We start from the raw sequence: 12068 nt of genomic DNA on the forward strand, positions 1-12068 counted from the left end.
TTGCCTATTGAAGTAGTCAATAAACGCTTGTTAATTACAACGCACGCGTTTCACAGCATCTAACCACCCCTGGTACAACGCTTCCCGAGTCGATTCTGGCATTTCAGGAGTGAAGCTCTTTTCGCAACGCCAGAGCTGCTCAATCTCTTCAAGCGTGTCATACCAGCCCAAACGTAAGCCTGCCAAATAAGCGGCCCCAAGCGCTGTTGTTTCAAGAATAGTCGGCCTATCCACCTGAACATCGAGCATATCGGCTAAAAACTGCATCACCCAGCTGTTTTTCACCATGCCACCATCGACACGCAGGTTGCCAGGCGTGGCTTCCATATCGTCGTTCATACAATGCTGAAGATCACGGGTCTGATAACACACTGCCTGGAGCCCCGCCGCAACGATTTCAGCGATACCGGTATCCCGAGTGAGGCCAAAAATCGCCCCTCGCGCTTTAGGGTCCCAATGGGGCGCGCCCAAGCCAGTAAAGGCCGGTACCAAGTAAACGCTATGTCCGCTGCGGGTTTCTTTGGCAAGCGCTTCTGTTTCTGATGCATCCGCAAACAGGTTCAAGCCATCGCGTAGCCACTGCACAGTCGCTCCAGCGACGAAAATACTGCCTTCCACGGCATAAGTCGGCTTGCCATTAATTCGGTAACCAATGGTGGTGAGCAGGCGATTTCGTGATACCGAGGGTGTATCCCCGGTGTTTACGATCATAAAACAGCCGGTGCCATAGGTGCTTTTACCCATTCCTGGCTGAAAACACGCTTGCCCTACTAGCGCGGCCTGCTGATCCCCGGCCACACCTGCAATAGGAATGGGCGCTCCTAACCACTGCGCATCAGTGGTGCCAAAATCATCGCTGGAATCTTTTACTTCGGGCAGCATGTTGGCAGGAACGTTAAACAACGCTAACAGCTCATCGTCCCATGTTTGATTATGGATGTTAAAAATAGCTGTTCGCGATGCGTTAGTGGCATCAGTGACGTGTTGCTTGCCATTCGTTAATCGCCAAATCAAAAAGGTATCGATAGTGCCGAAGAGCAGCTCACCACGCTGCGCACGCTCGCGGGCTCCTGCTACATTATCGAGTATCCAGGCAAGCTTGGTGGCAGAAAAATAGGGGTCTATTAAGAGGCCTGTCTTCGCTTGTACTACCTCTGTATGGCCTTGGTCACGGAGTGTTTGACAAAGTTCAGAGGTCCGCCGATCCTGCCAGACAATCGCATTATAGAGCGGCTTCCCCGTCTCTTTATCCCACACCACCGTGGTTTCACGCTGGTTAGTAATGCCAATTCCATCAATTTGCTCTGGTGAAACATTTGCCTGTACTAATACTTCACGACAGGTGGCGAGGACAGTCTCCCAAATATTTTCGGGATCATGCTCTATCCACCCATCTTGAGGGAAGTGCTGAGGAAATTCCTGTTGGGCAACCGCCTCTATTTGGCCTTGACGGTCAAATAAAATGGCGCGCGAGCTGGTCGTACCTTGATCGATGGCGAGAATAAAGGAGGACATATCACGTTCACTTTGTTGTAGGTTCTTTCGGTTTTGTGTGTTTTGTTTCGCTTTATTATCATTCAAGGCTACTCTAGCCGCCCCAAATGCTCAAGTATGAAACTATGCTCCTTCACTCTTAGACTCATCGGTGGCCATATTCTGCCCGAGCTAACACATCATGCTTAAGCGATATGCAATGCAACACTGTGCTGTGACAGCAGCTGCAGAATCGATTCAGGAGGTTTTCGATCAGTGAACAGAGCATCGAGCTGGGAAATATTCCCTTGGCGCACCACCGGATTACGATGAAACTTTGAGTAATCTGCAGCAAGGTAGACGCGCCGCGAATTGGCAATAATCGCTTGAGCAACGCGCACTTCCTGGTAATCAAATTCAAGTAGCGAGCCATCTTCATCAATACCGCTGATCCCGATGATCCCGTAATCCACTTTAAATTGATTGATAAAATCGATGGTAGCTTCGCCGATAATACCGCCATCGCGAGAGCGAACTTGTCCGCCAGCAATAATCACCGTGAAGTCTTCTTTGTGCTGAAGAATGGCGGCCACGTTCAGGTTATTAGTAATGATTTCTAAGCCCTGGTGCTCAAGCAACGCCTGGGCGATCATCTCGTTGCTGGTACCGATATTAATAAACAGTGAGGAGTGATGAGGGATCTGCTGCGCCAAGCAGTGAGCAATCCGCTCTTTCTCTTCTAAATGTAGCGTTTTACGTGTGCTGTAGGCGGTGTTAACAGTGCTCGACTCGATTCCTACACCGCCATGAACGCGGCGAACCCGCCCTTCGTTGGCTAGCGTATTTAAATCACGCCGAATGGTTTGCGGCGTCACTGCAAAGTGATCGGTCAGCTGCTCAATGCTCATATAACCATGCTGGCGTACTAACTCGACGATGGCATCTTGGCGAAACTGTTGGTTCATAAGCTCGGCCTATTCGTTATTTTTTAATATTTAAGAGCTGCTCTCTATGAGCTATAGAGTAGCAAATTTTCGAAATTTAATAATACGAACATTAAGCTCCCCTTTTTTCGCTAAGCAGCCGCTCCATTAGAGCGGCCAGACCCATAAAATGGCAGGAATAGCGACCACCATCACCACTAACGAAAGCGGAAGGCCAAGTTTCCAATAATCACCGAACTGGTAACCACCCGGGCCTAACACTAGCGTATTAGACTGATGACCTATCGGCGTTAGAAAGGCGCATGAGGCGCTGACAGCCACCACCATTAGAAAGGGATCGAGTGATACATCAAAACCACTCGCAAGACTGGCGGCAATAGGTGCCATCAAGAGCGCGGCTGCGGCGTTATTAACCACGTTGGAGAGTAGCATCGAGAGAATAAATAGCCCTGCTAATGAGACAATGATGGGCCACTCGACGCCAAATCGCAGCAGTGCCTCAGCAATAATTTCAGCGCCACCGCTCGTTTCAAGCGCCTCTCCAACCGGCAGCATAGCCGCTAGCAGAACAATAACGGGCCCATCAATGGCTTGATAACCTTCTCTCAGCGGAAGCACTCCTATCAGCAGAGATATCAACGCTGCGCTACTCATGGCAACAGCCGCGGGAAGCAGATCAAACAGCATCGCCATGATCGCGAGGGCAAAAATACCGATCGACAGCGCCAATTTTCGCGGTTGCCCTAAGTGAAGTTCACGGTTAGCCAGCGGCAAGCACCCAAGGGTCGCTAAACTGTCAGCGATTTCGTTTTCACTGCCTTGTAACAGCAGTACATCGCCGGTTTGAAAACGAATGTCCCGAAGACGCTGTTTTAAACGTCCTCCATCCCGGGCCACCGCAACTAAATGCAACCCAAACTGCTGGTTTAACCGCAGCTGACGCACGCTTCGATTGACCATCATCGAATCGTTTCGCACCACCGCTTCAATCAGTTGCAGACCTTCCGTGTCGACAGGCTGGCGCTCATCCGAGGGTTGTGTATCTTCATTTTCACTATCGGTCTCGTCACTGTCTTGCGCATCTTTTTCGGGTTCCGCAATCGCGCTCAGCCCTACTTTGTCTTCCAGCAGCTTAAGTTCATCAGGCCCTGCTTCCAGCAGCAGAATATCCCCTTCCCGAAGCACCCCGTGAAATGAATACCCGGCGCGGCGATTATCTTCTCGTACCACGGCGAGCACCGGAATAGCTTCTTCTAGTTCATCATGTAGTTGCTGGAGTGTTAGACCATTAGCCTTTGATTCTTCTGAAACCTTTAACTCAACCAAATAATTAGCAGTATCAAACATTTCTTCGGTTGAAGCCTGTCCACTGCGCTTAGGCGTTAAGCGCCAGCCCACCAGCACAATAAACATCAGACCGGCTAACGCCACAGCAACCCCCACAGGGGTAAAGCTGAACATGCCGAAGTTTTCACCGGTGATATTACCCCGGTATGTGGCAATAATAATGTTGGGTGGCGTACCAATCAGCGTGGTTAAGCCGCCTAGCAATGAGCCGAAAGCAAGTGGCATTAACAGTAGCGATGGCGACGTATTATGTTCACGCGCAAGGCGCATTGCCACCGGTAACAACAGTGCAAGCGCGCCAACATTGTTCATCACCCCAGAAAGCACCACGACCGTGCCTACTAATACCAGTAACTGCAGTAACAGCCGCTCACCTACTTTGAGCACTTGATTGGCGATGATATCGACAACACCCGAGCGCTCAAACCCTCGGCTAATGACCAATACCGCGGCCACCGTAATCACAGCGGGATGCCCAAAGCCCTTAAAAGCCTCATCGCTAGGCACAAGCCCAAGCATTACCGAGCCGAGCAACGCCGCTAGCGCAACGAGATCATAGCGAAATCGCCCCCACATAAAAGCGGCAAGCGTTAATCCCAAAATGATAAAAACAAGCGTGCTAGGCGCAAGCCCAATGCTTTCCATTATCATGCGGTGTCCATCTCCTTGTATTGGGTGCGCTCGGCTGATGCGCCAACTCACTAACAACACATTAGATGATGACTATACGGCCGTATAGCCCTAGCAGCGCAGAGCAACAAAAGAACGTTGGAGCAATAAAATGCCTGGCGTGGCCAGGCATTCATAAAAAGTGGCTAAAGAACCACTAAGCCACCCAGCTCACTCAGTGTTGCAAAGAGTGGCTGCGAATAGCGTAAGCGTATTAAGGCAGTAGCACGGTCGAGCCAGTTGTTTGCCGGCTTTGCAGTGCATCTTGGGCCTTTCCTGCTTCTTGAAGCGGGTAGCGATGTGCTACGTCGATACGAAGTTTGCCGCTTTTGATCATGCCAAAAAAGTCATCGCACATCATTTCAAAGCGTTCACGGGTATCCGCATAGCCGTTTAAACTTGGACGGGTGACAAACAGCGCGCCTTTTTGGTTCAGGATACCTATATTTACCCCCTCTACGGGGCCAGACGCATTACCAAAGCTGACCATTAGCGAGCGAGGTTTTAGACAGTCTAACGACATTTCCCAGGTATCTTTTCCTACGGAGTCGTAAACCACATCGCACATTTCGCCATTGGTTAGCTCACGCACCCGCTCTACCACGTTCTCTTCGCTGTAGTTGATGGTTGCCCATGCACCATTAGCCATCGCCAGGTCTGCTTTCTCTTGGGAGCTAACTGTACCAATTAGCTTGACGCCTAGCGCTTTAGCCCACTGGCAGGCAATCGAGCCAACGCCTCCTGCAGCGGCATGAAAAAGAATGGTCTCACCGCCTTTCAGCTCGTATGTTTGACGCAGCAGATATTGCACGGTTAAGCCTTTCAGCATACTGGCCGCAGCGGTTTCAAAATCAATAAAGTCCGGCAGTTTAATTACCTTGGCCGCTGGTAAGGTATGCATCTCTGCATAAGCACCTAATGGCCCTTGTGCATACGCTACCCGGTCTCCCTCTTTTAGATGGGTAACACCTTCCCCCACAGCGTCGACAACCCCGGCACCTTCAGTGCCTAATCCAGAAGGCATAGATGGCGCAGGATAAAGTCCTGTACGAAAGTAGATATCAATAAAATTCAGGCCCACCGCTTTATTAGCAATACGCACTTCGCCGCTACCGGGTGCCTTAGGCGCTGTGTCGACCCACTCCAACACACTTGAATCGCCCGTTTTGGAAAACTGAATACGCTTAGACATCTGGGCAAACTCCTACGGTTAATTATTGGACACACATTAGCTGGCTATCCAACCGCGTTATGCGCCTCAAATCAAGCGATTAGCCAGCCGTACAGGACATATTGCTGTCATGCACCCATGCTAGACTATCTCAAGAATGTTAATAGCAATGCTGATTGATTCCTCTAAAACGGACAGACTATGACGCACCCAGCAATCTGTTTGCCTACCCTTATAGCCCACCGCGGATACTCAGCCGCCGCACCTGAAAACACCCTAACGGCAGTGCGTGCCGCGCATCAAGCGGGCACCACTTGGGTGGAATTGGATGTTCAGCTACTAGGCGATGGTACCCCTGTCATCTGGCACGACAGCGATATTAGCCGCTGCTCCGATAGCCGTGGCGACCTCGCTAATCTGACGTGGCAGCATGCGCAACAGCTTGACGTCGGCAGTTGGTTTGGCGATTCGTTTGCCGGTGAAAAGATGGCAAGCTTAGAGGCCATGCTAGCGCTATTGAACGAGCTCAATATGGGGGTGAATTTAGAGATCAAGGTAAACAAAGGCCGTGACCCCATCGCCTTGGTGGATACCGTCTTACCAATTGTATTAGCAACACTGCCCGCCGAACGGCTGATTGTGTCCTCATTTGATGCCAGGGCGTTAGCTCGATGTCGCAGTATCGCACCCAAAGAAGCCCTCGCGCTGGGCGTGCTATTTGGCAGCACACCTCCAAACTGGCGTGACCAGTGTCAAGCCATCGACGCCTTTAGTATCCACCCTCATTGGCCGCGCTTAAAACACACCCAGGCTGCTGCCATGCGCCGAGATGGTTATGAAATTTTATGCTATACCGCCAATGACCCCAGCGCTTTTGAAAGTCGCTGGGGCTGGGGAGTAGCCAGCGCGATTACTGATGAGCCTGAAGCATTTCAACGCTATTTGAATAATCGACGTAGACACGGTTAAATTCGCCAATACTCACTACTCTACCTAAGGAAAACTATGCACTATCTTGGTGCCCACGTAAGCGCCGCGGGTGGCGCGGATCAAGCAGTGCTCCGTGCGGTAGAAATTGGCGCAAATGGCTTTGCTCTGTTCACCAAAAACCAGCGGCAGTGGAAAGGTAAACCGCTGACCGACGAGGCTATTGCGGCGTTTAAACAGGCCTGCCAAACCCATGGGTTTGGCCCAGAACAAATTTTACCCCACGACAGTTACCTGATTAACCTAGGCCACCCGGAGGCCGCTGGGCTTGAAAAATCACGCGCGGCGTTTTTAGACGAAATGCAGCGCTGTGAGCAACTAGGCCTCACGTTATTGAACTTCCACCCTGGCAGTCATCTGAACAAAATCAGCGAAACCGACTGTTTGAAACGCATTGCAGACTCCATCAACGAGGCTTTGCTAGCCTCACAAGGTGTCACGGCGGTAATTGAAAACACCGCCGGGCAAGGCACTAACCTTGGCTGGCGCTTCGAGCATCTCGCGGAGATTATTGCCTACGTCGATGATAAAACCCGTGTTGGCGTTTGTATTGATACCTGTCATGCCTTCGCCGCCGGATATGACCTACGTACCGCCGAAGCCACCAAAACAACATTGGATGAACTCGGCAAGGTGGTCGGCTTTGAGTATTTACGCGGCATGCATTTAAACGATGCTAAGAGTGCCTTCGCCAGCCGTGTCGACCGCCACCACAGCCTGGGTAAAGGCAATATCGGCCTGGACGCATTCACAACCATCATGCAAGACGAACGTATTCATGACATACCGATGATTCTGGAAACCATCGAACCCGACATTTGGGCTGACGAACTCAACTGGCTACGTACTCAAGTACCCTGTGCTCAAGTGCCTGAAGCTGCGCCGGGCAAATAGTGAATCACATCGTGAAAACGTAGCCGCGTGGTAGCACTGTTACGCATAGCGTGGGGGCGGTCAGCAAAAAACCGCAGCCCCTCGCCTACTCGCAGCGTTTGCCAGCGCTCGTCAATGCGCAGCTCCATCTCGCCTTCAACAACGACGATGTGTTCTACCACACCGCTGGCGTGGGGGGACGATTCACTGATTGCCCCTGGCGCTAGCTCAATCATAAACATTTCAAAACCCAGCAGCGGGTCATAAGGGAACAGCAGCCGCGCTTGCATCCCGGCACTATCATCGCCCCAAACGGACTCCCAACCATCTCTATGAAGTTCGCCTAACGCAGGTTTGTCACCATCAAATAGGGTTGAAAACGACACCCTAAAACCGCTCGCGATCTTCCACAGCGTTGAGATGGTAGGACTAGACTCACCACGCTCTATCTGCCCCAGCATGGCTTTACTTACACCTGTTTCACCCGCCGTGCGATCCAAGCTCCAACCACGCTCTTTACGTAATTTCTTGACGGTTCCCGCAATGTGCTCGGCAATGGTATGAGGGTCACTCACTATGCGGTTCTCCATAGAATTTAGTGCGTAGTTTACCTATCCGATTAAAGATGAACACCGGCGACATCAATCTTGTGCGCTATAGCGCACGGTGATAGCCTTGCAGTATTGTGCGCTATAACGCACGCCAGCCAATGTAAACGAGGTAATACTATGGAGGCGCCACCTACCCTACAGCCCATAGGAAGCCATAAACCCCCTTTCTGGCGAGACATTAGCCTCTCGACCGTCACTGCAGGCTTCGTTGCGGTCACCATCGGCTACACAAGCTCAGCGGCCATCATTTTTCAGGCAGCCGCCGCGGCGGGCGCCAGCACTGCACAAATTAGCTCTTGGCTATGGGCGCTCGGCATTGGTATGGGCATTACCTCGATAGGGCTATCGCTGCGCTACCGCATGCCTTTATTAACAGCGTGGTCAACGCCAGGAGCAGCATTTTTGGCGACGAACCTACCTGGCATTCCACTTGATGAAGCCATCGGTGCCTTCCTCTTCTCCGCGCTGCTCATTACGCTCTGCGGCGTAACAGGGTTATTCGAGCGCTTGATGCGCTATATCCCCAGCGCAATCGCCTCGGCCCTACTGGCAGGTATTCTGCTGCGCTTTGGCTTAGAGCTGTTTAACGTGATGGAAAGCCAATGGCTGCTGCCACTGAGCATGTTAGCCGCTTGGGTAGCCGGCCGGCGCCTATGGCCAACGCTCGCAGTGCCTGGCGTGCTGTTAATCGGCATTGCTATTGCCCTTTGGCAGGGCCAACTTAACGTACACAGCATTCCGCTAGCGCCTACCGTACCTGTTTTCACTGCGCCTACCTTTTCGCTGACAACGCTGATCAGCATTGGCATCCCCCTGTTTGTCATTACCATGGCAACTCAAAACTTACCTGGCGTAGCCGTGCTACGGGCAGCAGGCTATCAGCCAAACAGTTCGCCGCTCATTAGTTGGACAGGGGGAGCAACGCTGCTACTTGCACCCTTCGGTGGCTATGCATTCAATATGGCGGCCATTAGTGCAGCAGTCTGCATAGGGCCTGACGCCCATGCGAACCCTCTTAAACGCTATACTGCAGGCGTTGCAGCGGGCGTGTTCTATATCGCGATGGGAATCTTTGGGGGCACAGTTACTGGAATCTTCAATGCGCTTCCCAGCGTCCTAGTGATGTCGCTGGCAGGGATAGCGTTACTTGGCACATTAAGTGGTGGGTTAGCGAATGCATTTGAAAATAGCGGGCAACGAGATGCCGCCATTGTTACCTTTTTACTAACCGGCTCAGGCATCACTTTGTTAGGTATCGGCGGCGCATTCTGGGGGCTTGTAGCGGGCCTGGTGGTACTAAAGCTGACCAAGGCTGCAAAGCCTTAGCGGTATGTTGCTCATGCCACTTCGTCATTCCCGCAGGTCCTTAGCGGGAATCCATGTTGACCTGGGGCTTCGGGCTGCTGTAGGTCAAGGTGGATTCCCGATCACCCCACTCGGGAATGACGGCGCGGTGATTCGGGAATGACGTACGGTGACTCAGGAATGACGTGCGGTGACTCAGGAATGACGTGCGGTTTAGGCATTACATCGTGGCGAGGCGCTCTTCATCCAGTACCCCCGACATGCGCACCATGGCTAACGCTTCATCCAAGCTGGCCACTTCTTCCATCATCAATAATTCGTTTGCCAAGCTAATCGGCTGCCCCGCTTTATCTGACAGCAGCTTTTCCAGTGAAGCGACGTCCATAGCGTCGTCTAAGTGGTGAATATCTACCGACGCACTGCTCGCACTTGGTAAGTAAATAGTGCCATTAGAGAAATCCACGGCATACGCGATAACCCCCGGCACAATAAAAAACAGCAGTCCAACACCATTGGCGACAGCCACCACTGGGTCAATATTACCGCTTAATTGTCCTTTACGTTCAGGATGAAAAAGCGTCCCACAACCACTTAACGTTACAATGGAGACACCAACAATGGCCCCCGTTAACCAACGGCGTACAGCTTGCTGCATGAAGGTTCCCTCAAAGTCCTAACGTACCGATAGCTGAAAAAGATGCGGTTGTTTGCCCACTGCTATCGAGCCACAAAACTTAGCGAGTTTAACACATTTGCTTACCTGCACACGTCAAGCTGTTAACGTAGGGTTTTGCCGCCAAACTCGCTTAGCCGTACAATGCCGTATTCAACGCTAGTTTAAGCGCTACATTACTAAACGATTAAGCATCACCCCTACCAACAAGGAATGCTCACGCCCATGCGCGCCAGCCAATTATTGATTGCGACATTAAAAGAAACCCCGGCCGACGCTGAAGTCATCAGCCACCAGTTAATGCTGCGCGCCGGTATGATCCGCCGTCTTACCTCTGGCCTCTATACGTGGCTGCCTCTTGGCCTGCGCACGCTGCGTAAGGTTGAAGCCATTGTTCGCGAAGAGATGAACCGTGCCGGAGCTCAGGAAGTATTAATGCCTGCCGTGCAACCAGCAGACCTATGGCAAGAGTCTGGCCGCTGGGAGCAGTACGGTCCGGAGCTACTACGCCTGAAAGATCGCCACGAGCGTGACTACTGCGTGGGCCCGACCCATGAAGAAGTCATTACCGATTTGGTGCGCAAAGAGATTGCCAGCTACAAGCAGCTGCCGGTTAATTTTTACCAAATTCAAACCAAGTTCCGTGACGAGATTCGCCCGCGCTTTGGGGTGATGCGTTCTCGCGAATTCATTATGAAGGATGCTTACTCCTTCCACCTGGACGAAGCCTCCCTCAAAGAGACTTACCAGACGATGTACGATGCCTATACGCGCATCTTCACTCGCTTGGGTCTCGATTTCCGTCCTGTGATTGCTGATAACGGCTCGATTGGCGGCACGGGTTCTCACGAATTCCACGTGCTGGCGGAATCAGGCGAAGACGATATCGTGTTCTCTAACGCCTCCGATTACGCCGCTAATATGGAAAAAGCTGAGGCTCTACCCGCGCCGCTAGGCAGCAACGCCGAGCGTGCAGCCCCCAGCGAAGAGATGCACCTGGTCGATACGCCCAACGCTAAGACAATTGCCGCTCTGGTAGAGCAGCATGGTCTGCCTATTGAGAAAACCATTAAAACGCTAATGGTGCATGCCGCTGAAGGTGGTTTGATTGCCCTGCTAATCCGTGGTGACCATGAGCTGAATGAAGTCAAAGCTGAAAACCTGCCCCAGGTAGCCGCTCCACTTACCATGGCGAACGAAGATGAAATCCGCGCCGTAGTTGGCGCTGGCCCAGGCTCACTTGGCCCCGTTGGCCTAAACATGCCGATCATTATTGATCACAGCGTGGCACTGATGAGTGACTTTGGTGCCGGCGCCAACATCGATGGCAAGCACTACTTCGGCATTAACTGGGAGCGTGATGTGGCGCTGCCCCAAGTTGCCGATCTACGTAACGTTGTCGAAGGCGACCCTTCGCCAGACGGCAAAGGCACACTGTCTATCAAGCGCGGCATTGAAGTGGGCCACGTCTTCCAGCTTGGGCAAAAGTACTCCGAAGCAATGAATGCGACGGTTCTGGGCGATAACGGCAAAACCAGTCATCCGTGGATGGGCTGCTATGGTATCGGCGTTACCCGCGTGGTCGCTGCTGCCATTGAGCAAAACCACGATGATTCAGGCATTATCTGGCCAAATGCTATCGCACCGTTCCAAGTTGCGTTGGTGCCGATGAATGCCCACAAATCACAGCGTGTACGCGAAGAGTCCGAACGTCTCTATCAAGCGCTCACAGCTGCCGGGCTAGATGTACTACTCGATGACCGCGACACGCGTCCCGGCGTCAAGTTTGCTGACCTGGAACTTATGGGTGTGCCCCACCGTTTAGTGATTGGTGATCGTGGTTTGGATAACGGCGAGCTGGAATACAAAGGCCGCAGGGATAACGAGGCAACTATGGTTGCGGCTGAAACAATCGTTGATTTCCTACGCGAAAAAGCAGGGCTAATCAGCGCATAAGCGTTTATAACGGCCACGCAGCGCTAGAACCGCTTCGTGGCCAATAAAAGAGACACTGG

At 52.1% G+C, this 12068-nt stretch carries 10 protein-coding genes; 4 read left to right on the forward strand and 6 right to left on the reverse strand.

What is annotated here, in order from left to right:
- Positions 1-30: 30 nt before the first annotated feature.
- From glpK to IR195_RS11605, 4 genes are all read right to left on the reverse strand, one after another.
- Positions 31-1515 (reverse strand): glycerol kinase GlpK, encoded by a 1485-nt coding sequence (gene glpK, locus IR195_RS11590; protein ID WP_206047607.1) that lies wholly within the window; start codon positions 1513-1515, stop codon positions 31-33.
- Between the two features lie 164 nt (positions 1516-1679).
- Entirely contained in the window at positions 1680-2438 is a 759-nt protein-coding gene (locus IR195_RS11595) for a DeoR/GlpR family transcriptional regulator (protein ID WP_125748629.1), read from the reverse strand.
- Positions 2439-2564: 126 nt separating this feature from the next.
- On the reverse strand, positions 2565-4415 hold the full coding sequence (locus IR195_RS11600; protein WP_206047608.1) for an SLC13 family permease: 1851 nt from the start codon (positions 4413-4415) through the stop codon (positions 2565-2567).
- A gap of 232 nt (positions 4416-4647) precedes the next feature.
- Complete coding sequence (locus IR195_RS11605) at positions 4648-5625, reverse strand: NADPH:quinone reductase (RefSeq protein ID WP_146943667.1); 978 nt, start codon at positions 5623-5625, stop codon at positions 4648-4650.
- 180 nt (positions 5626-5805) lie between these two features.
- On the opposite strand from IR195_RS11605, the gene IR195_RS11610 reads away from it, so the two are divergent.
- Positions 5806-6573, forward strand: a complete 768-nt coding sequence (locus tag IR195_RS11610; protein ID WP_125748637.1) for a glycerophosphoryl diester phosphodiesterase — start codon at positions 5806-5808, stop codon at positions 6571-6573.
- A gap of 36 nt (positions 6574-6609) precedes the next feature.
- Positions 6610-7485: a deoxyribonuclease IV gene (gene nfo / locus IR195_RS11615; protein ID WP_206047609.1), complete on the forward strand. Its 876-nt coding sequence runs from the start codon at positions 6610-6612 to the stop codon at positions 7483-7485.
- Here nfo and IR195_RS11620 read toward each other — a convergent pair.
- The gene (locus IR195_RS11620; protein WP_197915507.1) at positions 7455-8042 is read right to left on the reverse strand and encodes a helix-turn-helix domain-containing protein; all 588 of its coding nucleotides are present in this window, start codon (positions 8040-8042) and stop codon (positions 7455-7457) included. The genes nfo and IR195_RS11620 overlap by 31 nt on opposite strands.
- 150 nt (positions 8043-8192) lie before the next feature.
- Here IR195_RS11620 and IR195_RS11625 point away from each other — a divergent pair, with 150 nt between their 5' ends.
- Positions 8193-9401, forward strand: coding sequence for a benzoate/H(+) symporter BenE family transporter (locus IR195_RS11625; RefSeq protein WP_241006710.1), 1209 nt, complete (start codon positions 8193-8195; stop codon positions 9399-9401).
- A gap of 199 nt (positions 9402-9600) precedes the next feature.
- Here IR195_RS11625 and IR195_RS11630 read toward each other — a convergent pair whose 3' ends face one another.
- Entirely contained in the window at positions 9601-10035 is a 435-nt protein-coding gene (locus tag IR195_RS11630) for a hypothetical protein (protein ID WP_206047610.1), read from the reverse strand.
- 243 nt (positions 10036-10278) lie between these two features.
- Between IR195_RS11630 and IR195_RS11635 the strand changes: the two genes are divergently transcribed.
- The gene (locus tag IR195_RS11635; RefSeq protein ID WP_206047611.1) at positions 10279-12009 is read left to right on the forward strand and encodes a proline--tRNA ligase; all 1731 of its coding nucleotides are present in this window, start codon (positions 10279-10281) and stop codon (positions 12007-12009) included.
- The last annotated feature ends 59 nt before the right edge of the window (positions 12010-12068 follow it).

The sequence above is a fragment of the Vreelandella venusta genome, assembly GCF_015689495.1.
In the GTDB taxonomy this organism is placed as follows: Bacteria; Pseudomonadota; Gammaproteobacteria; order Pseudomonadales; family Halomonadaceae; genus Vreelandella; species Vreelandella venusta.